Annotated in this window: 22 protein-coding genes; 10 read left to right on the top strand and 12 right to left on the bottom strand. The window is 66.2% G+C overall.

Annotated elements, in window-relative coordinates:
- Positions 1-46: 46 nt before the first annotated feature.
- From CFB45_RS02425 to CFB45_RS02415, 3 genes are all read right to left on the bottom strand, one after another.
- Positions 47-1,846: a M61 family metallopeptidase gene (locus CFB45_RS02425; RefSeq protein ID WP_089424392.1), complete on the bottom strand. Its 1,800-nt coding sequence runs from the start codon at positions 1,844-1,846 to the stop codon at positions 47-49.
- Between the two features lie 103 nt (positions 1,847-1,949).
- A complete protein-coding gene (locus CFB45_RS02420) occupies positions 1,950-2,678 on the bottom strand; it encodes a DsbC family protein (RefSeq protein WP_089424391.1) in 729 nt (242 codons plus the stop codon).
- A gap of 94 nt (positions 2,679-2,772) precedes the next feature.
- Entirely contained in the window at positions 2,773-3,951 is a 1,179-nt protein-coding gene (locus CFB45_RS02415) for a UbiH/UbiF family hydroxylase (RefSeq protein WP_089424390.1), read from the bottom strand.
- 247 nt (positions 3,952-4,198) lie between these two features.
- Here CFB45_RS02415 and ychF point away from each other — a divergent pair, with 247 nt between their 5' ends.
- The gene (gene ychF / locus CFB45_RS02410) at positions 4,199-5,293 is read left to right on the top strand and encodes a redox-regulated ATPase YchF (protein ID WP_089424389.1); all 1,095 of its coding nucleotides are present in this window, start codon (positions 4,199-4,201) and stop codon (positions 5,291-5,293) included.
- Positions 5,294-5,434: 141 nt separating this feature from the next.
- Here the strand turns inward: ychF and CFB45_RS02405 are convergent, their stop codons facing one another.
- The 5 genes from CFB45_RS02405 to CFB45_RS02385 all read right to left on the bottom strand — a co-directional run bounded on the left by CFB45_RS02405 (position 5,435) and on the right by CFB45_RS02385 (position 11,293).
- Positions 5,435-6,496 carry a radical SAM protein gene (locus tag CFB45_RS02405; RefSeq protein ID WP_089424388.1) on the bottom strand — a complete coding sequence of 354 codons (1,062 nt, stop codon included), beginning with the start codon at positions 6,494-6,496 and terminating at the stop codon, positions 5,435-5,437.
- A 39-nt stretch (positions 6,497-6,535) separates the two neighbouring features.
- A complete protein-coding gene (locus CFB45_RS02400) occupies positions 6,536-7,438 on the bottom strand; it encodes an alpha/beta hydrolase family protein (protein WP_256976508.1) in 903 nt (300 codons plus the stop codon).
- Between the two features lie 316 nt (positions 7,439-7,754).
- Positions 7,755-9,146: a GABA permease gene (gene gabP, locus CFB45_RS02395; protein WP_046544846.1), complete on the bottom strand. Its 1,392-nt coding sequence runs from the start codon at positions 9,144-9,146 to the stop codon at positions 7,755-7,757.
- A 416-nt stretch (positions 9,147-9,562) separates the two neighbouring features.
- Positions 9,563-9,907 (bottom strand): MmcQ/YjbR family DNA-binding protein, encoded by a 345-nt coding sequence (locus CFB45_RS02390; RefSeq protein WP_089424387.1) that lies wholly within the window; start codon positions 9,905-9,907, stop codon positions 9,563-9,565.
- Positions 9,908-9,988: 81 nt separating this feature from the next.
- Positions 9,989-11,293 (bottom strand): MFS transporter, encoded by a 1,305-nt coding sequence (locus tag CFB45_RS02385; RefSeq protein ID WP_089424386.1) that lies wholly within the window; start codon positions 11,291-11,293, stop codon positions 9,989-9,991.
- Between the two features lie 192 nt (positions 11,294-11,485).
- Between CFB45_RS02385 and gcvA the strand changes: the two genes are divergently transcribed.
- From gcvA to ettA, 3 genes are all read left to right on the top strand, one after another.
- Positions 11,486-12,403: a transcriptional regulator GcvA gene (gene gcvA, locus CFB45_RS02380; protein WP_069247023.1), complete on the top strand. Its 918-nt coding sequence runs from the start codon at positions 11,486-11,488 to the stop codon at positions 12,401-12,403.
- 80 nt (positions 12,404-12,483) lie between these two features.
- Positions 12,484-12,792 (top strand): DUF3761 domain-containing protein, encoded by a 309-nt coding sequence (locus CFB45_RS02375; RefSeq protein WP_089424385.1) that lies wholly within the window; start codon positions 12,484-12,486, stop codon positions 12,790-12,792.
- A gap of 204 nt (positions 12,793-12,996) precedes the next feature.
- Positions 12,997-14,664, top strand: a complete 1,668-nt coding sequence (gene ettA, locus CFB45_RS02370) for an energy-dependent translational throttle protein EttA (RefSeq protein WP_089424384.1) — start codon at positions 12,997-12,999, stop codon at positions 14,662-14,664.
- Positions 14,665-14,802: 138 nt separating this feature from the next.
- Here ettA and CFB45_RS02365 read toward each other — a convergent pair whose 3' ends face one another.
- Genes CFB45_RS02365 through CFB45_RS02350 form a run of 4 tightly spaced genes read right to left on the bottom strand, consistent with a single transcriptional unit; the run spans position 14,803 to position 18,117 of the window.
- Entirely contained in the window at positions 14,803-15,426 is a 624-nt protein-coding gene (locus CFB45_RS02365) for an HAD family hydrolase (protein ID WP_089424383.1), read from the bottom strand.
- Positions 15,423-15,974 carry a cysteine hydrolase family protein gene (locus CFB45_RS02360; RefSeq protein ID WP_089424382.1) on the bottom strand — a complete coding sequence of 184 codons (552 nt, stop codon included), beginning with the start codon at positions 15,972-15,974 and terminating at the stop codon, positions 15,423-15,425. Before CFB45_RS02360 ends, CFB45_RS02365 begins: the two co-directional genes overlap by 4 nt.
- A 55-nt stretch (positions 15,975-16,029) precedes the next feature.
- Positions 16,030-17,844, bottom strand: a complete 1,815-nt coding sequence (locus tag CFB45_RS02355; protein WP_089424410.1) for an aminopeptidase P family protein — start codon at positions 17,842-17,844, stop codon at positions 16,030-16,032.
- Positions 17,845-17,862: 18 nt separating this feature from the next.
- Positions 17,863-18,117 carry a hypothetical protein gene (locus tag CFB45_RS02350; protein WP_039352130.1) on the bottom strand — a complete coding sequence of 85 codons (255 nt, stop codon included), beginning with the start codon at positions 18,115-18,117 and terminating at the stop codon, positions 17,863-17,865.
- Between the two features lie 171 nt (positions 18,118-18,288).
- Between CFB45_RS02350 and CFB45_RS02345 the strand changes: the two genes are divergently transcribed.
- From CFB45_RS02345 to CFB45_RS02320, 6 genes are all read left to right on the top strand, one after another.
- Complete coding sequence (locus CFB45_RS02345; RefSeq protein ID WP_089424381.1) at positions 18,289-19,053, top strand: response regulator transcription factor; 765 nt, start codon at positions 18,289-18,291, stop codon at positions 19,051-19,053.
- A gap of 26 nt (positions 19,054-19,079) precedes the next feature.
- Positions 19,080-20,378, top strand: coding sequence for a glutamyl-tRNA reductase (gene hemA / locus CFB45_RS02340; RefSeq protein ID WP_089424380.1), 1,299 nt, complete (start codon positions 19,080-19,082; stop codon positions 20,376-20,378).
- Positions 20,379-20,460: 82 nt separating this feature from the next.
- Positions 20,461-21,543, top strand: a complete 1,083-nt coding sequence (gene prfA, locus CFB45_RS02335; protein ID WP_089424379.1) for a peptide chain release factor 1 — start codon at positions 20,461-20,463, stop codon at positions 21,541-21,543.
- A gap of 7 nt (positions 21,544-21,550) precedes the next feature.
- On the top strand, positions 21,551-22,393 hold the full coding sequence (prmC, locus tag CFB45_RS02330; protein WP_089424409.1) for a peptide chain release factor N(5)-glutamine methyltransferase: 843 nt from the start codon (positions 21,551-21,553) through the stop codon (positions 22,391-22,393).
- A gap of 67 nt (positions 22,394-22,460) precedes the next feature.
- Complete coding sequence (gene grxD / locus CFB45_RS02325) at positions 22,461-22,772, top strand: Grx4 family monothiol glutaredoxin (RefSeq protein ID WP_006477066.1); 312 nt, start codon at positions 22,461-22,463, stop codon at positions 22,770-22,772.
- Positions 22,773-22,788: 16 nt separating this feature from the next.
- Complete coding sequence (locus CFB45_RS02320; RefSeq protein WP_048251007.1) at positions 22,789-23,385, top strand: UbiX family flavin prenyltransferase; 597 nt, start codon at positions 22,789-22,791, stop codon at positions 23,383-23,385.
- The last annotated feature ends 8 nt before the right edge of the window (positions 23,386-23,393 follow it).

Genomic DNA, 23,393 nt, shown 5'->3' with positions numbered 1-23,393 from the left:
CAGCAGAACAATCGTTGATCGTGCCCCGATACCCGCTTCCGACCGTTCACCCCTTCAGCCAGGCCTCTCGGGCCTTCGAGACCGCAGCCGGCTTCGCGGCCGCCGTCAGCCGGTAGCGCGTGACTTCCGGGCCGTCGAGCTTCAGTTTCGCGGTGCGCAGCTCGTCGCGCCGGAACGCGTGAACCTCGACCTTGTCACCCGGCCAGTAGCGCGCGAGCAGTGCGTCGAGGTTGGTGCCCGTGACGCGCAGCCCGTCGACCGCGATCAGCGTGTCGCCGGCCGACAGCCCCGCGCGATGTGCGGCGCCGCCTTCGTAGACGGCCGCGAACGTGCAGTCCGCGCCGCCGCGCAGGCGCGCGCCGATCGTCGGCTTCGCGAGCGCGCCGTTCGCCACATCGGGCGCGAGCGTCACGCCGAACGGTGCGAGCAGTTCGGCGAGCGGCAGGTCGCGCGTGCCGTGCACGGCATCGGCGAACAGGCGGCCGAGCGCGACGCCCGTCGCCTCCTCGATCAGCGCCTCGACTTCGTTCTCCTCGACGCCTGCCTGCTTGCCGCGATAAAAATCGCGGCCGTAGCGCTGCCACAGCAGGCGCATCACGTCGTCGAGCGACTTCTTGTTGCGCGTCTGCGCGCGGATCGCGAGATCGAAGGCGAGCGCGACCAGCGAACCCTTCGTGTAGTAGCTGACGATTGCATTGGTCGCGTTCTCGTCCTGGCGGTAGTACTTGATCCACGCGTCGAACGAGCTTTCGGCGACGCTCTGCTTCAGGCGCCCCGTGCCGCGCAGCACGCCGCCGACCGTTCGGCCGAGCGCCGCAAAATATTCGTCCTGCGACATCAGCCCGCTGCGCACCAGCATCAGGTCGTCGTAATACGACGTGAAGCCTTCGAACAGCCACAGCAGCGACGTGTAGTTTTCCTTCGACAGGTCGTACGGCACGAACGCCGCCGGCTTGATGCGCTTCACGTTCCACGTATGGAAGTACTCGTGGCTGCAGAGCCCGAGATACGTGCGATAGCCTTCCGTCGTTTCGGGCCGCCCTTTCACCGGCAGGTCGGTGCGGTTGCAGATCAGCGCGGTCGACGCGCGGTGCTCGAGGCCGCCGTAGCCGTCGCTGACCGCCAGCGTCATGAACACGTAGCGGTCCATCGGCGCTTTCTTCGATTTCGGCTCGAACAGCGCGATCTGCGCTTCGCACACGCGCTTCAGGTCGGCGCGCAGGCGCTCCAGGTCGAGCTGCGTCACGCGCCCCGCGATCACGATGTCGTGCGGCACGCCGTGCGCGTCGAACGTCGCGAGCGCGAATTCGCCGATCGTCACCGGATGGTCGGAGAGCTCGTCGTAGTTCGCTGCGCGATATGCACCGAACCCGTAGCGCTTGGTGCCGCGCGCCGCGGGCAGCGACGTACCGACGCGCCATGCGCGGAACGCCGCACCGGCCGGCTTCGCGATGTCGACTTCACACGGCGCATCCTCGCGGCCCGCAACGCTCAGGAACACGGCCGTCGCGTTGAAGAAGCCGCCCGACTCATCGAGATACGCGGAGCGCACCGACAGGTCCCACGCATACACGTCGTAGCGCAGCGTCAGCGTGCCGTTCACGGGTGCGGCCTGCCACGTGTGCTTGTCGGTCTTCGCGATCCGCACCTTGCGGCCCGCGTCGTTGAAGGCGCCGAGCGTCACGATGTTGCGCGCGAACTCGCGCACGAGGTAGCTGCCCGGAATCCACACCGGCAACGAAAAGCGCTGGCCTTCGGGGTCGGGATCGGTGACCGTCACCGACACTTCGAACAGGTGCGCGGCAAGATCTTTCGGAACAATCGAATAGCGGATCGGCTGAGTCATCGTGGCAATCGGTCGGTCGAATACGGCGGCGGAAACGAAGAGAGGCGCCGGCAGATGCGGGCGCCCCTCGCTGGCCAGGCCATGCGGCCCGGCGTGTGGTCGGTTACTTGCTCGAGGCGAGCGCCTGGTTGAGCTGGTCGGCCGACACGGCGCCCGGCAGGCGGCGGCCGTCCGGCAGGAAGATCGTCGGCGTGCCCGTGACGTTCATCCCACGGCCGAGTGCGAGGTTCTTGTCGAGCGCGGTCGTATCGCAGGTACCGGCGCCGGACGGCGCGCGGTGGTCGAGCATCCAGCCCTGCCACGTTTTCGCGCGATCGGTCGCACACCAGATCGCCTTCGACTTCGCGGTCGAATCCGGCGACAGCACCGGGTACAGGAACGTGTAGACGGTCACGTTGTCGACCGACTGCAGCGTCGTCTCGAGCTTCTTGCAATACGGGCAGTTCGGATCGGAGAACACCGCGATCTTGCGGGCACCGTTGCCCTTGACGACCTTGATCGCATTCGCGAACGGCAGGCTCGCGAAGTCGATCTTGTTGATTTCGGACAGGCGCGCGTCGGTCAGGTTCTTGTGCGTCTTGGTGTCGACGAGATCGCCGAGCAGCACGTAATCGCCTGCCGCATCGCTATAGATGATCTGCGAGCCGAGGTTGACTTCGTAAAGGCCGGCGACCGGCGCTTTCGACACGCTCTTGATCGGCGCGTCGCTGCCGAGGCGGGCCTGCAGCGTTGCTTTCAGCTTGTCGGTGGTCTGGTCGGCCTGCGCGGTGCAGCCAAGCGTCGCCATCGTGACGGCCAGCGCCAGCGACGCGATGCGGATCGTTTTTTTCATCGAATTCTTCCTTCAGCTCAATCGGAGTGCACGGCACAGTGTACGCCGTAACGGAACCGTGTCCGACCGGCGAAGCGGCCGAAGGTTCGATCGATCAGCCGAGCGCGGCTGATACGAGCCAGCGCTTTACCAGCGGCTGCGCGCCGACGAAGGCCATGCCCGCGTTGCGCACGGCCTTCGCGAGCGAGCCCGGCACCGCGAACAGCCGCTGCAGCCCGTCGGTCGCGACCATCAGCGCGCGGATGTCTTCGCGACGCGAACGCTCGTAGCGACGCAGCAGCACCGTATCGCCGAGGTTGCGGAAGCTTTCCTTGCCTGCGATCGCGTCGGCAAGCGCCGCGACGTCGCGCAGGCCGAGGTTCATCCCCTGCCCCGCGAGCGGGTGGATCAGGTGCGCGGCATCGCCGACGAGCGCGACGCGCGGTGCGATCAGCTTGTCGACCGTCTGCAGCGCCAGCGGGAAGCCGGCAGCCGGCGTCACGCAGTCGAGCGTGCCGACCTGGCCGTGCGACACGCGCTCGACTTCGGCCGCGAGCTGCGCCGGATCGAGTGCGAGCAATTCGTCCGCATGCGCGGTGTGCGCGGACCAGACGAGCGACACATGGCCGTCCGGCAGCGGCAGCAGCGCGACGATCTCGCCTTCGTGGAACCACTGGTAGGCGGTCTCGCGGTGCGGCAGCGACGCCTTGAAGTTCGCGACGACGCCGGTTTGCCGGTAGTCGCGCCGCTCGACCTTGGCCCCCATTTGCGAGCGTACCCACGAATGCGCGCCGTCCGCGCCGACGACGAGGTCCGCTTCCAGCACCTGTCCCGACGACAGCGTGAGCACGGCCGCGTCGTCGCGCACGTCGAAGCCCTGTGCGCGCGCATCGAACCACGTGAGGTTCGGCTGGAACCGCAGCGCGGCGTCGAGCGACGCCTCGACCAGCGACGATTCGGCGATCCACGCGAGCTGCGGCACGGACGCCTGGTACGCGGAGAAATGCAGTTCCGCGTGCGCGTCGCCATACACGCGCATGTCGTAGACCGGCGCAAGCCGGCTGTGATCGAGCGCCTGCCAGACGCGCAGCCGCTCGAGCAGCGCCTGCGAACTGGAGGACAGCGCGTAGACGCGCGTGTCGAAGGCGAGATCGGCGGGGCGCGGCGTGGCCGGCTGGGCGAGCAAGGCTGTCTTGTAGCCGGACTGGGTCAGCGCGAGCGCGGCCGTCTTGCCGACGAGCCCGCCGCCGACCACGGCGACGTCGAAGGTGTGGTGGGCAGTCATGGCGGGCATTATAGCCGCGGGGCCAAACCCTTACGCGGCCGGACTTTGCGGGAAATCAGCAGAATCGCAGGCCGATGCGGCAGCGCGGCGGCCCGCCGCATCGGCCGTTCGGCGCCCGCCCGGATTCCGGGGCGTCGGCACGGTACAATAGCGACTTTGACCGTCGGCCCGCCGCGCCCCAAGCGCCGGCCGCCCTTATTTTCCCGCGCCGCCGTGCCCTGTCCGGCCGCGCCGCCTTACCCGTCCGAAGGATTCCATGAGTCTCAAATGCGGCATCGTCGGCTTGCCCAACGTCGGCAAGTCCACCCTGTTCAATGCGCTGACCAAGGCCGGCATCGCCGCCGAGAACTACCCGTTCTGCACGATCGAGCCGAACGTCGGCATCGTCGAAGTGCCCGATACGCGCCTGAAGGCGCTCTCCGAGATCGTCAAGCCGGAGCGGGTCGTGCCGGCCGTCGTCGAATTCGTCGATATCGCAGGCCTCGTCGCGGGCGCGAGCAAGGGTGAAGGCCTCGGCAACCAGTTCCTCGCGAACATCCGCGAAACCGACGCGATCACGCACGTCGTGCGCTGCTTCGAGGACGAGAACGTCATTCACGTCGCCGGCAAGGTCAGCCCGATCGACGACATCGAAGTGATCAACACCGAGCTCGCGCTCGCCGACCTCGGCACCGTCGAGAAGGCGCTCACGCGCTATTCGAAGGCTGCGAAGTCGGGCAACGACAAGGAAGCGGCGAAGCTCGTCGCGGTGCTCGAAAAAGTGCGCGCGCAGCTCGACCAGGGCAAGGCCGTGCGCGGCCTCGAACTGTCGGACGACGAAGAGGCGCTGCTCAAGCCGTTCTGCCTGATCACCGCGAAGCCGGCCATGTACGTGGCCAACGTGAAGGACGACGGTTTCGAGAACAACCCGCACCTCGACGCGGTACGCAAGTACGCGGAAAGCGAGAATGCGCCGGTGGTCGCCGTGTGTGCGGCGATCGAGGCGGAAATCGCCGATCTCGACGACGCGGACAAGGAAGCGTTCCTCGCCGACATGGGCATGGAAGAGCCGGGCCTCGACCGCGTGATCCGCGCGGGGTTCAAGCTGCTCGGCCTGCAGACCTACTTCACCGCGGGCGTGAAGGAAGTGCGCGCGTGGACGATCCATATCGGCGACACGGCCCCTCAAGCGGCCGGCGTGATCCACACCGACTTCGAGCGCGGCTTCATCCGCGCGCAGACGATCGCATTCGACGACTTCGTCACGTACAAGGGCGAGCAAGGCGCGAAGGAAGCCGGCAAGATGCGCGCGGAAGGGAAGGAATATGTCGTGCACGACGGCGACGTGATGAACTTCCTGTTCAACGTCTGAGCGTTGCGTTATCGCTTCAGTGAAAAGCCCGCTTTGTGCGGGCTTTTTTCTTTTCGGCGCACCGGTTACGTCACGACCGGCGTTGGCCGTCCGATTTCGATCCGGCTATGCATGGCGGCATGGTGACCACCCAGTGCCGCCTCATTGCATTGCGCAATTCGACGTACGCGCCATACGGTTGCGCGGATGGTATTTCGACCAGACAAACTGACTGAAATAGCTTTCAGCAACCTCCGTCCATGTCCGAAGTCCGTCGTCTTCCTGCAGTACATGCCTCGCGTTAACCAGCAACCAGGAAATCACGGCCTGGCTGTCACGGCACTTCGCACATTCTCCTGATGTACAACAGCGCGCAAGCGAGACAAAGTCGGCACGATATGCATTGAACCTGGGCAGCGAGGGCCACCCCGATGCGAACCGATCCACGTTTTGCGGATGATCCTCGCTAACGCTCGGACAACTCGCACCATTGAATGCTCCCCAAGCTGTCTCGCCCCTCATCAGGGCCGCCAGATAATAGGGATGGCTTGCGACGGTTTCAGGGTATTTCACCTTTAAGTCGAGCAACACGTCCAGCAATCTCTCCTCGCCTCGCCTGCGTAACGGTCCGTCAACGTCGTAGGGGCTGTAGTAATTGAACAGCAAGCGATTCCCGTTATCTCGAATTTTACGCACCGTTTCCTCGATGTACGCGATACCGTCAATCGTCACTGCGTAGACAAAACCCGCACGTTCGTCGTCGCGATAGTTTGCCAGTGCCTTGTCAAACAAGCCGGTGAAGCGTTTTCCGTTCGGACCGATCGCACGCAATTCATCGTCGAGTGGCCCGCCGCCAAATACGGAGATCGCGATGGTGATGTCCTCGAATCCTTCATACGGGATTTTTCGAAGTCCATTCGTCGACACTGACACTTTCGGCATGTATTTCCGGAACATCCGTATCCGATCGAGGTGCAATGCAGGCTCGCCGCCAATCAATAGCGGCGCGTTGATCCCGCGCGCAGCTTCCTCCCTCACACGCTGCTCAAGGCGAATCGCATCGCTCAACTCTTGCGATGCCGTATCGAATTCGTTCTCGAAAAACCAGCAGCCCTTGCAACGTAGGTTGCATTGATTCGTGAGATGGTAAAGCGACGCGCGCGTCTCCTTCGCCTCATTTCTGACGGCCTTGAAGCGCAATTTCATTTCAATTGAATCATCCATCGTGGTCTCCTGATGCGAGGATGCAAACGACGCGCTCCGTCAGCGCAGCAACCCTCTGGTGAGTTCCGGCCACAGCGACGAATGCTCGCGGCGGAACATGCCGACGTGGCCAATTGCTCGGCCGTCGGGATTTTCTGGATGGATGAAGTGAACGTCGGACTTGGCTCTCGGCAACAGGCGCAGCCAGTCTGCAATATTGGCCGGCGTGGCAAGCGGGTCGTCGGTTGCGGCCACAACGGTGACGGGAGCGATAAATTCGTCGTAGTAGTGGCGTGCCACCCCTACTCCGAATTCGTTCGCCACATATCCCGGCCGACGGCACCATCGGGCCCACTGAAGTCCGACGCACGGCGGCAGATCATCACCCCAACCGAGTACCCTGGCCGGAACGTAACCGAGCAATCGAACGGAAATCGGCACGTACATATGCGCAAGCAGCAAGGCCGCGAAACGCTTTGGCCAGCGAATGTTGCCGACATACCCGGAAGACGCCGAGATGGCGCATAGCGAACGAATGGATGCGTGATTCGGCATCAGGCCGACCAGTTGTGCGCCTGCGCTATGCCCGATCAAATGTGCGCCGCGCACACCGGTTTCGCCAAGAAGCCAGTCGAGCGCCGCAGGCATGTCGAACTGCCCCCAGTCCTGTTTCCGCGCTCGGGACTGGCGGACGTGCTCCGTATCAAGCGACGCGCCGATTCCCCGATAGTCGAATACAAACGTCGAGTGGCCCTCTTTGCGTAGCCAGTCTGCAAACGGGAAATAAAAGGATTGCCGGATTCCTGTCGCAGGGCAGATGAGCACGGGGGAACGATCACCCTCGGCCGCCGGGAAATAGGTTCCCTTGAGCTGGAATCCGTCGCGGGCGGAGAAAGCTATGCCGACGCGAGCAGTCGAACGCTCAGTCATTGTTTCGACCTCGATACAGTCGACGAACGACAAGGCGTATCGATCGCGCAATTGGATATCAGGCTCTGCCCGATAATGCCGACCATCAACAAAGGAGGCCAAATTGATTTGCCCATCGATTCACCTCGGTAATCGAAGCAATCAATGTACGAGCATGTCTGTGTTGATGAAATCAGACGAGTTCGATTATTACGCGCTAGTTTCGTCTTGCTTCTTGCCCCCTCACACAAGATCGCGGTCCACATTTTCCGCCGCATTGGATAATGCCAAAAGCAAATGGCCCGACCGGCAAACGCCGATCGGGCCATTTTTCGTGACGCGGGCTTTCCGCCCGCCACACTTCACGCCATCACGTCGCCGACACGCGCCGCCCTTCGCTCGCCTGCGCGTCGCGACCACGCTTGTTCAGCCACGACGCCAACAACACGATCAACGCGAGTACAGCCGTCGCCCCCACTTCCATCCGGTGATCCTCGCTCACGAGCATCACGGTCAGCGTGCCGCAGATGAACAGGATCACCGCCCACGTGAGCCACGGGAACAACCACATCCGCAGCGTCAGGTCCGCGCCGGTCGATTCGAGCGTCTTGCGCATCCGCAGCTGCGAGATCGCGATCACGAGATACACGAGCAGCGCGATCGCGCCCGACGTCGCCAGCAGGAAGCCGAACACCTGCTCCGGCATCAGGTAGTTCGCGATCACGGTCACGAAACCGAACGCGGTCGACGCGAGCACGGCCGCGCGCGGCGTGCCGGTCGAATCGGTGCGGTGGAGGAACGCGGGCGCATCCTTGCGCTTGGACAGCGAGAACAGCATTCGCGACGCGGTGTACAGCGCCGAGTTCAGGCAGCTCGCGACCGACACCAGCACGATCACGTCGATGATCGCCTTCGCGTTCGGGACGCCGATCAGCTCCATCGCGCGCTGATACGAGCCGTGCTTCGGCAGCAGCGGGTCGTTCCACGGCACGATGGCCGCGACGACGAGAATCGAGCCGAGATAGAACAGCGTGATACGCCAGATCACCGAATTCGTCGCACGCACGATCTGGCGTTGCGGGTTGTCCGATTCGGCGGCCGCGATCGTCACGATCTCGGTGCCGAGGAACGAGAACATCGTCGTCAGCATCGCCGCGAGCACGGCGCCAGCGCCGTGCGGCATGAAGCCGTCATGCACGAACAGGTTCGACACGCCCGATACGGCCGGCGCCGGGATGATGCCGACGATCGCCGCACCGCCGATGCACAGGAACACGACGATCGCGACAACCTTGATCAGCGCGAACCAGAATTCGAATTCGCCGTAGTTCTTGACCGAGAAGAGGTTGGTCACCGTCAGCACCAGCGTGATGCCGAGCGCGAAGACCCAGGTTGCAACGCCAGGAAACCATGCATTGAGGATGGTCGCGGCGGCAGTCGCCTCGATCGGGATCACGAGCACCCAGAACCACCAGTACAGCCAGCCGATCGAGAAACCGGCCCAGTGGCCGATCGCGCGATCGGCATAGGTGGAGAACGAACCGCTGTCCGGATGGGCGACTGCCATCTCGCCGAGCATGCGCATCACGAGCACGACCAGCACCCCTGCGATCGCATACGCAAGGATCGACGCCGGGCCGGCTTCCGCGATGGCGTGGCCGGAGCCGACGAACAGGCCCGCGCCGATCACGCCGGCAATCGACATCATCGTCACGTGCCGCTGCTTCAGGCCCGTACCAAGGCCTGTGTTGCTTCCACTCATCTGTCTCTCTCCAAAAAACGGTTCCGGTATGGCCGGGTATCGCGTGAAGGCAGCAACGGGGGATTGTCGTTCTTGAGCCGGGCCGGATGCGGCGCCTGCATGGGTGCAGGCGCGCAGCCGGATCGGGGGCCGTTCCGGAACGGGTCGCGACGCAGTCTGCGAAGCTGCGGGTGCGATGCGGCACACGGGGCGCCGGCGCATCGCGTGCGCCCTTTCCGTCGGCTTTCGTCAGCTGCCTTCGAAGCGAAGGAGTGTAAGCACCAAACGGTTCTTCACTAAGAACCAATTGAAGAATTTCGATGGAACCACTTGTTGCATCGACATCGATCGATGCAACGCTTGTACCGTCCGTGGCGACTCGCGAGCGCCGAAAGCACCTGGCGACACCGGGTCAGCCAGTCGCAACCGGCGGCGCGTCAGTGCGTGCCGTTCGCCATCTCGTCACGCCATTTGGCGGGGACGACGGCCTGCCATTCTCGCAGAAGCAGGTTTTTCACGGCGTCCGGATGGGCCGCCGACAGTCGCACCAGCACGATCGGCCAGCCGACGTAGTGATCCGTCACGTAATACACGTCGGGTTCCGATTCGATCAGCCACGCGCGCTCGTCGGGGCCGACGCCTTTTACGACGAGCGTGTCGCCGTCCTCGCGCAGCCGCGCGAGCATCTTGCCCTTCACCTTGAGTGCGGGCGTGCCGTATGACGTGCCTTCCTCGACGCCGCGCCAAGCCAGTGCGATCTGCCGAACTTCGTCGAATGTCACGGGGCCTCCCGGCTGGATGCCTTCGGTTCACGATCCGGCCACCGTACCGGAATTCGCGAAGCCGTGCCGTGGGAAGTGCGCTTATCCGCGCGCCGCATGTGCGGCCGTCGACGCGCCCCCCGTCGTCGCGACGATCGCGAACGCGATCGCATTCGCGGCGGCACTGGCCAGGATCGGCACGAGATAGCCGCCTCCCGCGTCGTAGATGAAGCCGGCCGCGGTCGGCCCGATCAGCGTGCCGAATGCGACGCTGGTATAGAGCACGCCGATGATCCCGCTCACGTTGCGGCCGCCGAAATAGTCCATCACCACCGCCGGCAGCACCGCGACCCAGCCGCCGTAGAACACGCCGAACCCCAGTGCGAACGCGGCAAGCGTGGCGACGGTGCCGGCGCCGGCCCATGCGACGAGCGCGACGGCCATGCCCGCGAACATCGCGAGCAGCGAGGTGCGGCGGCCGAAGCGGTCGGCGAGACCGCCGAGGAAGAAGCGGCCGGCCGTGCTGCCGACGCCGATCGCGCCGAGCAGCAGCACGGCCGTCGATGACGAGACGCCATGATCGAGCGCGTACGGCACGAGATGAACGAACGGGACGAACACGCCGAACGAGCAGATGAGGCATGCCGCGTAGAGGCTCGCGAACGAGCGCGACGTGACGGCTTCGCGCACCGTCGCGCCGGCAGCCGGCTTGCGACTAGCGGCCGCACCGGACACCGAAGGCCCCGCATCGCGCGCGGTGGCCTTCGCGCCGCCGCCCTCGACGGGCTCATGCGCCGCCTCTCCGTCCGGCAGCAGCCCCCGCCCGCGCGGATCGTTTTCGATCAGCAACGCCATCCCCGCGCCGATCACGACCGCGATCACGGCCAGCGTGAAATACGCGCCGCGCCAGCCGACGTGCGCGATCAGCGCGGACGCGAGCGGCGGCATCACCAGCGTGCCGACGCCGATCCCGGCGACCGCGAGCCCCGACGCGAAGCCGCGCCGGCGCACGAACCATCGCTGCACGGCGCCGACAGCCGGCACGTACGCGCAGCCGACGCCGAGACCGACACCGAGCCCGTACGCGACGTAGACCTGCACCAGCGTATGCGCGGCGCCGGCAGCCGCGAGCCCGATGCCCGTCAGCAACATCCCGGCGACGGCGAGCCGCCGCGAGCCGAAGCGGTCGGCCAGCGGCCCGCTGACGATGCCGAAACCGAAATACAGGAAGCCGGCGAGCGAAAACACGAGCGAGATCTGCCCGCGCGACGCGGCAAAATCCCGCTGCAGCGACTCGACGAAGGCGCTGAACGTGTATGCGCTGCCGAAACCGACGAACGTGACGGCAAACGCGGCCGCCACCACGTACCAGCCGTAGAAAACGCGCGATGCGCCCGGGCGGTTCATGACGATGCTCCTCTCAGGTTCCCCGGCCGCCGGTCGGCGTCCGGATTGCCTCTTGGATATAGTTGAACTATGTTGATCGCATCGGCTGCCGACAGGCAGTCGCGCAGCATGCGATCCGATGCGTCAACGGTACTCGCGCATATGCATCGTCTCAAACGATATTTCGTCGGACTTTCGATTTAGAAAAACTGAATGAACCGTTCCCGCTTGCCGCCTCTCAACCCGCTGCGCGCATTCGAAGCGGCCGCCCGCCACCTGTCGGTGAAGGCGGCCGCCGAGGAGCTGTCGGTCACGCCCGGCGCGGTAAGCCAGATGATCCGCACGCTCGAGACGCATCTCGGCGTACAGCTGTTCGAGCGCGTCAACCGCGGCATCCTGCTCACGGCCGCCGGCCGCGACTACCTGCCGCCGGTGCGCAACGCGTTCCGGCAGATCGCCGATGCGTCGCAGCGCGTGTCGGGTGCGGCCGACAGCGGCGTGCTAACGGTGAGCGTCACGCCGTTCTTCGCATCCGCGTGGCTCGTCCCGCGCCTCGCGCAGTTCCGGGAGGCTTGCCCGGACGTCGACCTGCAGGTCGTCACGAGCCATGCACTGGCGGACTTCTCGCGCGACGGCGTCGACGTCGCGATCCGTCATGGCCTCGGGCGCTACATCGGGCTGTGCAGCGAGCGCCTGCTGACGGTGGAGATCGTCGCGCTCGCATCGCCCGAACTCGTCGCGCGGCTCGGCATGCCGGCGACGCCGGCCGAGCTCGTCGGCTGGCCGCAGTTGCACGACGCCGAGCGCAAGGGCTGGCACATCTGGTTCGGCGCGCAGCGGATCGACGATTTTGGCCCGCCGCGCGGCCCCGCGTTCGACGACTCGGGCCTGTTGCTGCAGGCGATCGTCGCCGGCCAGGGCGCCGGGCTGCTGCCGGCCGCGATGGTGCGCGGCGAGCTGGCAAGCGGCCGGCTCGTGCAGCTCGCCGACGTCGCGTGGCTCGACGATTTCGCGTACTACCTCGTCTATCCGCCGCATCACGCGGAACGGCCAAAGGTTGCCGCCTTTCGCCGATGGATCCTCGACGCCGCACTGGCCGACGGTGCGGCATCGATGTCCGGCGCGGCGTAGCGCCCTGCGTCACGGCGCGCTTCCTCTGCCGATCGGCTAACATGCGGCCCGGCACCGATAACAATAGACCGAGAGAGACCATGCCCGCCCTGCTCCGCCGCGCGACACGCGTCGCGACGCTGTCCGCCGCATTTTTCGTCGCGTGCGCCGCGCTGCCCCTTCCGGCACACGCGTATCGCGCACCGACCGGCTACAGCAACGAAGCCGATCTCGACCGCCACGACACGTATCGCAACCGCGACGGCGAAACCGTGCACGCCCCCGCGCATTCGAAGTCGGGCCGCGTGCCCGACGGTGCGAGCGCGCGCTGCCGCGACGGCACGTACAGCTTCAGCCGTCACCGCCGCGGCACGTGCTCGGGGCACGGCGGCGTCGCCGCGTGGCTGTAGCCTCGGCCGAATGGCCAATCCGGACCGCTGCAGCACTCCGCCGCTGTCAGCGACACTCGGCGGCGAAGTACAATAGCCGCTCGCGCCGCCCACACGCGGCGACGCCGCCGCGCCTCGCGCGGCACGCTCCGTACCGAATCACCCGACGCCGCCACGCCCACGCGCTGCGCGGCAGTCTCAACCACTTCTGACTTTCACACCGAAATGGCCCAATACGTTTTCACGATGAACCGGGTCGGCAAGATCGTGCCGCCCAAGCGCCAGATCCTGAAGGACATCTCGCTGTCGTTCTTTCCCGGCGCGAAGATCGGCGTGCTCGGCCTGAACGGCTCGGGCAAGTCGACGCTGATCCGCATCATGGCGGGCGTCGACAAGGACATCGAAGGCGAAGCCACGCCGATGCCGAACCTGAACATCGGCTACCTGCCGCAGGAGCCGCAGCTCGACCCGACGAAGACGGTGCGCGAAGCCGTCGAGGAAGGCCTCGGCGACCTGTTCCAGGCCAACAAGAAACTCGAGGAAATCTACGCGGCGTACGCAGAGCCGGACGCCGACTTCGACGCGCTCGCAGCCGAGCAGGCGAAGTACGAAGCGATCCTCGCGTCGAGCGACGGCGGCAGCCCCGAGCAGCAGCTCGAAGTGGCCGCCGACGCACTGCGCCTGCCGTCGTGGGACGCCAAGATCGAACATCTGTCGGGCGGTGAAAAGCGCCGCGTCGCGCTGTGCAAGCTGCTGCTCGAAAAACCCGACATGCTGCTGCTCGACGAGCCGACCAACCACCTCGACGCGGAATCGGTCGACTGGCTCGAGCAGTTCCTGGTGCGCTTCCCGGGCACCGTCGTCGCGGTCACCCACGATCGCTACTTCCTCGACAACGCGGCCGAGTGGATTCTCGAACTCGACCGCGGCCACGGCATTCCGTGGAAGGGCAACTACAGCAGCTGGCTCGACCAGAAGGAAGAGCGCCTGAAGCAGGAAGAAGCGTCGGAATCGGCGCGCCAGAAGGCGATCAAGAAGGAACTGGAGTGGGTGCGCCAGAACCCGAAGGGCCGCCAGGCGAAGTCGAAGGCGCGTATCGCGCGCTTCGAGGAGCTGAGCAGCCAGGAATACCAGAAGCGCAACGAAACGCAGGAAATCTTCATTCCGGCCGGCGAACGCCTCGGCAATGAAGTGATCGAGTTCAAGAACGTCAGCAAGTCGTTCGGCGACCGTCTGCTGATCGACAATCTGAGCTTCAAGATCCCGGCCGGCGCGATCGTCGGCATCATCGGCCCGAACGGCGCCGGCAAGTCGACGCTGTTCAAGATGCTGACCGGCAAGGAACAGCCGGATTCGGGCGAAGTCGTGATGGGGCCGACCGTGAAGCTCGCGTACGTCGACCAGAGCCGCGACGCGCTCGACGGCACGAAGACGGTGTTCGAGGAAATCTCGGGCGGCGCCGACGTGCTGACGGTGGGCAAGTACGAAACGCCGTCGCGTGCGTACATCGGCCGCTTCAACTTCAAGGGCGGCGACCAGCAGAAGATCGTCGGCAACCTGTCCGGCGGTGAACGCGGCCGCCTGCACCTCGCAAAGACGCTGATCTCGGGCGGCAACGTGCTGCTGCTGGACGAACCGTCGAACGACCTCGACGTCGAAACGCTGCGCGCGCTGGAAGACGCGCTGCTCGAATTCGCGGGCTCGGTGATGGTGATCTCGCACGATCGCTGGTTCCTCGACCGGATCGCGACGCACATCCTCGCGTTCGAAGGCGATTCGCAGGTCACGTTCTTCGACGGCAACTACCAGGAGTACGAAGCCGACAAGCGTGCACGCCTCGGCGAGGAAGCCGCGAAGCCGAAGCGCCTGCGCTACAAGCCGATCAGCCGCTGACCGGCACGGCCCGGGTGCCCGGCGCCGCGGCAACGCGGGGCCGGTCGCCGAGGGGGAGCCGCTTCAGGAAGCGTGACAACAAAAAAGCGGGCCGCTGGCCCGCTTTTTTTATCCGATGGCGGGCTGCTCGCCCGCCGCTTACGCGAGCGCGCCCAGTTCGCGCAGCCGCGCCTCGGTCGTCGCCGCACTCGTGTGATGAATGCCGTGCCAGCCGAGCGCCGTCGCGGCCGCGGCGTTCTTCGCGTTGTCGTCGATGAATACGAGTTCGTGCGACGCGATGCCCGGCAGGTGCGGTTCGATCCGCGCATGCATCTCGCGGTAGATCGCCGGATCGGGCTTCACGAGCTGCACACGCCCCGACACGACGATCTCCTTGAAACGCCGCAGCACCGGGAAGTTGTCCCACGCATACGGAAACGTCTGCGCGGACCAGTTCGTCAGGCCGAACAGCGGCATCCCCTGCGCTTCAAGTCGATCGACGAGCGCGGCGCCCTCTTCGAGCACGCCGCCGATCATTTCGTGCCAGCGCGCGTAGAACGCGCGGATCAGCGCCTCGTGCTCCGGAAACTTCGCGACGAGCTCGGCCGTGCCTTCCTCGATCGTCTGCCCGCCGTCCTGGCGGATCACCCAGTCCATCGCGCACACATGCGTGAGAAACCAGCGACGCTCCGCGTCGTCGGGAATCAACTCCCGGTAAAGGTACTCGGGGCTCCAGTCGATCAGCACGCCGCCGAAATCGAACACCACGGCCTTGATCGTCATGCGAACTCCGTCGAAAGGACGTCCGCGAGCGGACGCGGCGTCACCGGGTTACCCGACAGCGAATTGCTTTGCCATACGAAGTGATGGTGCGCGACGATCTGCGCGGCCGACAGGTGCGTGCGCTCGTTCGTCGTGTGCAGATCGGACACGACCGTCGTCCGGTAGCCGAGCAGCGCCGCGCGGCGCGCGGCCGAATCGACGCAGAACTCGGTCGCATAACCGCAGATCAGCACCGAACGGATGCCGTGGCGGTCGAGTTGCGCCGCGAGCGGCGTGTCGTGAAACGAATCGCTCACCTGCTTGCGCACACGCCAGTCGTCGTTCCCGACAACCAGCCCCGCATGCAGCTCCCAACCCGGCGTGCCGGGCACGATGTCGTCGTCCGCATCGCCGTCGTGCTGCACGAAGCACACGGGCGCGTTCGCCGCACGCGCCGCCGCCGTCAGCCGGTTGATGCCCGATACCACATCGTCGAGCCGGTAAGCGGGCCGCGCCCGCTCCACCAGCCCGCGCTGCATGTCGACCACGATCACTGCGGTGTCCGCCATTGCCTGCCCTCGGTTGTGTCGTTCGGCCGTTGTCCGGCCGTTATCGCGTGTCGTGTCAGATCGGCTGCGTGCGCGCGTCGAGCCACGCCTTCGCATCGCCGCTCAGGTGCCGGCCGACACGCTCGCGCACCGTCGCGTGATACGTGTTCAGCCATGCGCGCTCGTCGTCGTGCAGCATCTCGATCAGCACGCAGCGCGTGTCGATCGGGCACAGCGTCAGCGTCTCGAATGCGAGGAAATCGCCGAATTCCGTCTGCCCGGCCGCGCGGTTCACGACCAGGTTCTCGATCCGGATGCCCCACTGGCCGGGTCGATACACGCCCGGCTCGATCGACGTGATCATGCCCTCTTCCATCGCCGTGTGCGGCTCGGCCGGCGCGTAGTGCGAGATCACCTGCGGGCCTTCGTGCACGTTCAGGAAGTAGCCGACGCCATGCCCCGTGCCGTGGCCGTAGTCGAGCCCGGCCGCCCACATCGGTGCGCGCGCGATCGCGTCGAGCATCGGCGAGCGGATGCCGCGCGGGAAGCGTGCGCGCGACAGCGCCATCATCGACTTCAGCACGATCGTGAAATCGCGCCGCTGCAGGTCGCTGACGGTGCCGACCGGCACGACACGCGTGATGTCGGTCGTGCCCGTCACGTACTGGCCGCCCGAATCGATCAGCAGCAGGCCGTCGCCGGCGATCGTCGCGTGCGACGCCGGCGTCGCGTGGTAGTGCGGCATCGCGCCGTTCGCGTTGAAGCCCGCAATCGTCGCAAAGCTCGCCGACACATAGCCGGGGCGCCGGGCGCGGGCGGCCGTGAGCTTTTCCTCGATCGTCAGCTCGGTGATCGTCTCGCGGTTCACCGCCTGCTCGAACCACGTGAAGAATTCCGCGAGCGCGGCGCCGTCGTGTTCCATCGTCACGCGCACGTGCTCGATCTCGGCGGACGTCTTGCGCGACTTCGCGAACGTCGACGGATTCACGGCCTCGACGAGCTTCACGCCGGCCGGCACGGCCTGGAGCGTGCCGAACGTCACGCGGCGCGGGTCGATCAGCAGCGTCGCGCCGTCCGGCAGCGACGCGAGCGCGGCGCGCGCGGCGTCGTAGGCGCGCACGTCGACACCATCCTTCGCGAGCGACGCGGCCAGCGCCGGCGACACCTTGCCGTCGGCGACGAACAACGTCGCGCGATCGGCGCCGATCATTGCGTGCGCAACGAATACGGGATTGAAGTTGACGTCGGCGCCGCGCAGGTTGAACAGCCATGCGAGATCGTCGAGCGTCGACACGAAATGCCATTGCGCACCCTGCGCGCCCATCGCGCGGCGCACTTCGGCCAGCTTGCTCGCGCGCGTCGTATCGGCCTGCGGCGCCGCGTGCTCGAACACCGCGTCGCCGGGCAGCCCCGGCCGCTCGGGCCAGATCGCGTCGAGCAGGTCGAGATCGGTGCGCAGCGCAATGCCGCGTGCGTTCAACGCACCCGTCAGCCCGCGTGCGGCCGCGACACCCAGCACGGCGCCGTCGACGCCGACCGTCGCCCCTGCCGCCACGTTCTGCGCAAGCCAGTCGACGTGCGGCGCGCTCTGCTGCCCGCCCGTCATCTTCATCAGTTGCACGCCCGTGCCGGCCAGTTCGGCATCGGCCTGTACCCAGTAGCGGCTGTCGACCCACAACCCCGCGAAATCCGCGGTCACCACCAGCGTGCCGACCGAGCCCGTGAAGCCGGACAGCCAGCGACGGGCCTGCCAGCGCTCCGGCAGATACTCGGACAGATGGGGATCGGCGGACGGCACGAGATAGGCGGCCAGGTCCTCGCGGGCCATGGCGCCACGCAGCAGCGCGAGGCGGGCCGGCACCGGCGAGACTTCGGGAAGACGGGCATTCATGATTTCACCTGAGAACATTCAGCGACGGGCCGACAGCGTAACCGTCACGGCTACGACGAGGAACGCGACACCGGTGCAGACCGGCCATTCGAGCGTCTCGCCATCGTAAAACAGTCCCGAGAGATTGCCGGCCATGCGGGCCGCGCCCGCGCCGACGATGCCGGCGAGCACCGCGATCCACCACGCCGGCCGGCCCGTGCGCCGCATCGGATGCAGCCATCGGCCGAACAGCCCGACGGCCGCTCCCAGGACAAGGATTCCAAACCAGTTCATTCGACGCCTTCTATAAATTCAGATTCGTCCCATAGGCGTGAACGTTGCCAGCGGCTAGCATCGATTCATCCATCGAACCCGAGACCAGCCGGGTGCCGCCAACATTCGAGTGTAGGGGCCGACTCGACGTTATGGCAAGCGCGCGCCGGCTGCCGTATTGAAGAAATTCTCATGCGAATCGCTCTGATCGATCCGGACGCGCGCCATGCCGCGCTCCTGAACCGCCTGCTCTTTGCGGGCGGTCACGTGTGCCATGCGTTTCCGTCCAGCGCGGCGTTGTTCGAGTGGCTCGCCACCGACAACACGTGCGACATGCTGATCACCGGCCACTGGGCCGGCGACCAGCCGGCCGAGGAAGTCATCCCGCGTGCGCAGACGGTCCTGCCGGGGCTGCCGGCCATCGCCGTGATGCTGCTGCCGCGCGAGAGCGAAATCGTATCGTGCCTGCACGCGGGCGCCGACGATTGCCTCGTACGCCCCGTGAGCGGGCCCGAGCTGCTCGCGCGCGTCAACGCGCTGAGCCGGCGCGCCGGCGTCCGCCGGCCACCCAACCGCTCGCGCGAAATGTATGGCGAATACGCTTTCGACGCCACCCACTGCCTCGTTCGCTTCGACGACGCAATCGTTTCACTCACGCCGAAGGAGTTCCGGTTCGCGCAGTTGCTGTTCACGAACCTGTCGCGGCCGGTGTCGCGCGCCCATATCCTCGAAACGGTGTGGGCGCGCCGCCGCGACATGAAGTCGCGCACGCTCGATACCCATGCGTCCCGGCTGCGCAGCAAACTACGGCTGCTTCCGGAGCGCGGCTACCGGCTGCTGCCGCTCTACGGCTACGGCTATCAGCTCGACCGCGTGCCGATCGAGCCCCCAAATTCCCGGCCCCGCCACGCTGATGCCCGGTATGCGACGAGTGAGGAAATCGCTGAAACGCTATAATATGGGGCTAAACGATAGCCCTCGATATGCAACTCCTCACGATCGGAATCAATCACCACACTGCGCCTGTCGCCTTGCGCGAACGCGTGGCGTTTCCGCTCGAGCAGATCAAGCCGGCTCTCGTCACGTTCAAGAACGTGTTTCTCGGCCCCCAGGCGCCCAATACGCCCGAAGCGGCGATCCTCTCCACCTGCAACCGCACCGAACTGTATTGCGCGACCGACGATCGCGCGGCACGCGAAGGCGCGATCCGCTGGCTGTCGGAGTATCACCGGATCCCGGTCGACGAACTCGCGCCGCACGTCTATGCGCTGCCGCAGTCGGAAGCGGTCCGGCACGCGTTTCGCGTCGCATCCGGCCTCGATTCGATGGTGCTGGGCGAAACGCAGATTCTGGGCCAGATGAAGGACGCCGTCCGCACCGCGACGGAAGCCGGCGCACTCGGCACCTATCTGAACCAGCTGTTCCAGCGCACGTTCGCGGTAGCGAAGGAAGTGCGCGGCACGACCGAAATCGGCACGCAGTCGGTGTCGATGGCCGCCGCCGCGGTGCGCCTCGCGCAACGGATCTTCGAAAAGGTGTCGGATCAGCGCGTGCTGTTCATCGGCGCCGGCGAAATGATCGAGCTGTGCGCGACGCACTTCGCCGCGCAAGGCCCGCGCGAACTCGTCGTCGCGAACCGCACGGCCGAACGCGGCCAGCGGCTCGCCGAACGCTTCAACGGCCGTGCGATGCCGCTCGCCGACCTGCCGACCCGCATGCACGAATTCGACATCATCGTGTCGTGCACGGCGTCGACGCTGCCGATCATCGGCCTCGGCGCAGTCGAGCGCGCAGTGAAGGCACGCCGCCACCGGCCGATCTTCATGGTCGACCTCGCGGTGCCGCGCGACATCGAGCCCGAAGTCGGCAAGCTGAAGGACGTGTTCCTCTACACCGTCGACGATCTCGGCGCGATCGTGCGCGAAGGCAATGCCTCGCGCCAGGCTGCGGTCGCGCAGGCCGAAACGATCATCGAAACGCGCGTGCAGAATTTCATGCAATGGCTCGACACGCGCAGCGTCGTGCCGGTGATCCGTCACATGCATACGCAGGCCGACGCACTGCGCCGGGCCGAAGTCGACAAGGCGCAGAAGCTGCTCGCGCGCGGCGACGATCCGGCCGCCGTGCTCGAAGCGCTGTCGCAAGCGCTGACCAACAAGCTGATCCACGGCCCGACGAGCGCGCTCAACCGCGTGAACGGCGCCGATCGCGATTCGCTGATCGACCTGATGCGCGGCTTCTACCAGCACGCCCCGCGCTCGAACGACCAGTCCGGCCACTAGCGCCGGCCGATCGCCCTGCCGCCGGCCGCGCGCCGGCCTATCCTTTCCGAATACCCCTTGCCCGGGAGCGCCGCTCCACACCATGAAGACGAGCATGCAACGCAAGCTCGACCAGCTGTCCACACGGCTGGCCGAACTGAACGACCTGTTGAGCCGCGAAAACGTCACGGCCGACCTCGACCAGTACCGCAAGCTCACGCGTGAACATGCGGAACTCGGCCCGGTGGTCGAACAGTACGCGCTGTGGCGCCAGTCGCGCAGCGACGAGACGGCGGCACAGGAACTGCTCGGCGATCTGTCGATGCGCGACTTCGCGGAAGACGAAATCCGCAGCGCACGCGAGCGCATGACCCGCCTCGAGACCGAGCTGCAGAAGGTGCTGTTGCCGAAGGATCCGAACGACGACCGCAACATCTTCCTCGAAATCCGTGCGGGCACGGGCGGCGACGAATCGGCGCTGTTCGCCGGCGACCTGCTGCGCATGTACCTGCGCTTCGCGGAACGCCAGCGCTGGCAGGTCGAAATGATGTCGGAGAGCGCGTCGGATCTCGGCGGCTACAAGGAAGTGATCGTGCGGATCGCGGGCCAGGGCGCGTATTCGCGCCTGAAGTTCGAATCGGGCGGCCATCGCGTGCAGCGCGTGCCGGCCACCGAAACGCAGGGGCGCATCCACACGTCCGCGTGCACGGTCGCGGTGATGCCGGAAGCCGACGAAATCGGCGAGGTCGAGATCAATCCGGCCGACCTGCGGATCGACACGTTCCGCGCATCCGGCGCGGGCGGCCAGCACATCAACAAGACCGATTCGGCGGTGCGCGTCACGCACATTCCAACCGGGATCGTCGTCGAGTGCCAGGACGACCGTTCGCAGCACAAGAACAAGGATCGCGCGCTGAAGGTGCTCGCCGCGCGCATCAAGGACAAGCAGTATCACGAGCAGCACGCGAAGGAAGCCGCGACGCGCAAGAGCCTGATCGGCTCCGGCGACCGCTCGGAGCGGATCCGCACGTACAACTTCCCGCAGGGCCGGATGACCGACCACCGGATCAACCTGACGTTGTACCGGCTCGAAGCACTCATGGACGGCGACCTCGACGAACTGATCAGCGCGCTGGTCAGCGAACACCAGGCCGAACTGCTCGCGTCGCTCGGCGATGCCGACTGAGGCCGCGATGCCCGACACCACCGCCGACGAACTGCTGCGCGCGTCGCCGCTCGACGCGGTCGATGCGCGCGTGTTGCTCGCGCACGCGCTCGGCTGGACCCGCACGCAGTTGATCACGCGCGGCGACGCGCCGCTCGACGCGACCGCGGTCGAACGCTACCGCGCGCTCGAGGCGCGCCGCCTGGCCGGCGAGCCGGTCGCGCAGCTCGTCGGGATGCGTGAATTCTTCGGCCGGCCGTTCGACGTGACGCCCGACGTGCTGATCCCGCGTCCTGAAACCGAACTGCTCGTCGAAGCCGCACTCGATGCGATCGACGGGCTGCCGCATCCGGCCGTGCTCGATCTCGGCACGGGCAGCGGCGCGATCGCCGTATCGATCGCCGCCGAGCGTCCCGATGCACGCATGTGGGCGCTCGACCGTTCGCCGGCCGCCCTTGAGGTCGCACAACGCAACGCCGGCAAGCTGCTCGACGCGCGCCGCCCCGGCGGCCCGCTGCACTGGCTGCAGAGCGACTGGTACGCCGCGCTCGATCCGGCGCTCGCATTCGACGCAATCGTCAGCAACCCGCCGTACATCGCGCAGCACGATCCGCACCTCGAGCAGGGCGACCTGCGTTTCGAGCCGCGCGGCGCACTGACCGACGATGCCGACGGCCTCAGCGCGATCCGCACGATCGTCGCGGGCGCCGGCTCTTATCTGAAACCGGGCGGCACGCTCTGGATCGAGCATGGCTACGACCAGGCCGAGGCCGTACGCGCGGTGCTCGCCTCGCACGGCTTCGTCGCGGTCGAATCGCTTGCCGATCTGGCCGCCATCGAACGCACGACAGGCGGGCGCCTGCCGGGCTGATGCCCGGCCCGCCCGGTTGAAATCCGCTATCATTTCGATCTAACGCCCCGCTAACGCAAGGTCAGTCATGGACACCCAACAACGTATCAAGCAAATCGTCGACGAAAACCAGGTCGTGCTCTTCATGAAGGGCAACGCACAATTCCCGATGTGCGGCTTTTCGGGCCGCGCCGTCCAGGTGCTGAAAGCCTGCGGCGTCGACCAGTTCAAGACGGTCAACGTCCTCGAAGACGACGAGATCCGCCAGGGCATCAAGGCATTCTCGAACTGGCCGACCATCCCGCAGCTCTACGTGAAGGGCGAATTCATCGGCGGCTCGGACATCATGATGGAGATGTACCAGTCGGGCGAACTGCAGCAACTGTTCGCCGCCGCGTAATACGCCCCTCCTTTCGATGGCATCTCCCAGCGCGCCGCCACGCCGGCTGATCGTCGCGATCACCGGCGCCACCGGCGCGATCTACGGCGTCCGGCTGCTCGACCTGCTGCGCGCCGCCGGCGGCGTCGAAACGCACCTGCTGATTTCGAACGCCGGCTGGCTCAACATCCAGCACGAACTGAAGCTGTCGAAGGCGGATGTCGAAAGCCGTGCGGACGTCGTGCATTCGGTGCGCGACGTCGGCGCGACGATCGCATCGGGGTCGTTCGCGACCGACGGCATGGTGATCGCGCCCTGCTCGATGAAAACGCTCGCGAGCGTCGCGCACGGGCTGTCCGACAACCTGATCACGCGCGCAGCCGACGTCACGTTGAAGGAACGCCGCCGCCTCGTGCTGATGGTGCGCGAAACGCCGTTCAACCTTGCGCATCTGCGCAACATGACGGCCGTCACCGAAATGGGCGGCATCGTCTTCCCGCCGCTGCCCGCGTTCTACGCGATGCCGAAGACGATCGAGGAACTCGTCGACCAGACCGTCACACGCGTACTCGACCTGTTCGCGCTCAGCGCACCGCTGACGACGCCGTGGGCCGGTATCCGACACGCGCAGTAAGCGAGCAC

This window comes from Burkholderia sp. HI2500 (assembly GCF_002223055.1).
Classification (GTDB): domain Bacteria; phylum Pseudomonadota; class Gammaproteobacteria; order Burkholderiales; family Burkholderiaceae; genus Burkholderia.
This window is presented reverse-complemented; position numbering and strand designations above follow the sequence as displayed.

Excerpts from the sequence above, each read along its gene's own strand:
- CFB45_RS02425 (WP_089424392.1), bottom strand. The coding sequence starts at position 1,846 with ATGACTCAGCCGATCCGCTATTCGATTGTTCCGAAAGATCTTGCCGCG.
- CFB45_RS02420 (WP_089424391.1), bottom strand. The coding sequence starts at position 2,678 with ATGAAAAAAACGATCCGCATCGCGTCGCTGGCGCTGGCCGTCACGATG.
- CFB45_RS02415 (WP_089424390.1), bottom strand. The coding sequence starts at position 3,951 with ATGCCCGCCATGACTGCCCACCACACCTTCGACGTCGCCGTGGTCGGC.
- ychF (WP_089424389.1), top strand. The coding sequence starts at position 4,199 with ATGAGTCTCAAATGCGGCATCGTCGGCTTGCCCAACGTCGGCAAGTCC.
- CFB45_RS02405 (WP_089424388.1), bottom strand. The coding sequence starts at position 6,496 with ATGGATGATTCAATTGAAATGAAATTGCGCTTCAAGGCCGTCAGAAAT.
- gabP (WP_046544846.1), bottom strand. The coding sequence starts at position 9,146 with ATGAGTGGAAGCAACACAGGCCTTGGTACGGGCCTGAAGCAGCGGCAC.
- CFB45_RS02385 (WP_089424386.1), bottom strand. The coding sequence starts at position 11,293 with ATGAACCGCCCGGGCGCATCGCGCGTTTTCTACGGCTGGTACGTGGTG.
- gcvA (WP_069247023.1), top strand. The coding sequence starts at position 11,486 with ATGAACCGTTCCCGCTTGCCGCCTCTCAACCCGCTGCGCGCATTCGAA.
- CFB45_RS02375 (WP_089424385.1), top strand. The coding sequence starts at position 12,484 with ATGCCCGCCCTGCTCCGCCGCGCGACACGCGTCGCGACGCTGTCCGCC.
- ettA (WP_089424384.1), top strand. The coding sequence starts at position 12,997 with ATGGCCCAATACGTTTTCACGATGAACCGGGTCGGCAAGATCGTGCCG.
- CFB45_RS02365 (WP_089424383.1), bottom strand. The coding sequence starts at position 15,426 with ATGACGATCAAGGCCGTGGTGTTCGATTTCGGCGGCGTGCTGATCGAC.
- CFB45_RS02360 (WP_089424382.1), bottom strand. The coding sequence starts at position 15,974 with ATGGCGGACACCGCAGTGATCGTGGTCGACATGCAGCGCGGGCTGGTG.
- CFB45_RS02355 (WP_089424410.1), bottom strand. The coding sequence starts at position 17,844 with ATGAATGCCCGTCTTCCCGAAGTCTCGCCGGTGCCGGCCCGCCTCGCG.
- CFB45_RS02350 (WP_039352130.1), bottom strand. The coding sequence starts at position 18,117 with ATGAACTGGTTTGGAATCCTTGTCCTGGGAGCGGCCGTCGGGCTGTTC.
- CFB45_RS02345 (WP_089424381.1), top strand. The coding sequence starts at position 18,289 with ATGCGAATCGCTCTGATCGATCCGGACGCGCGCCATGCCGCGCTCCTG.
- hemA (WP_089424380.1), top strand. The coding sequence starts at position 19,080 with ATGCAACTCCTCACGATCGGAATCAATCACCACACTGCGCCTGTCGCC.
- prfA (WP_089424379.1), top strand. The coding sequence starts at position 20,461 with ATGAAGACGAGCATGCAACGCAAGCTCGACCAGCTGTCCACACGGCTG.
- prmC (WP_089424409.1), top strand. The coding sequence starts at position 21,551 with ATGCCCGACACCACCGCCGACGAACTGCTGCGCGCGTCGCCGCTCGAC.
- grxD (WP_006477066.1), top strand. The coding sequence starts at position 22,461 with ATGGACACCCAACAACGTATCAAGCAAATCGTCGACGAAAACCAGGTC.
- CFB45_RS02320 (WP_048251007.1), top strand. The coding sequence starts at position 22,789 with ATGGCATCTCCCAGCGCGCCGCCACGCCGGCTGATCGTCGCGATCACC.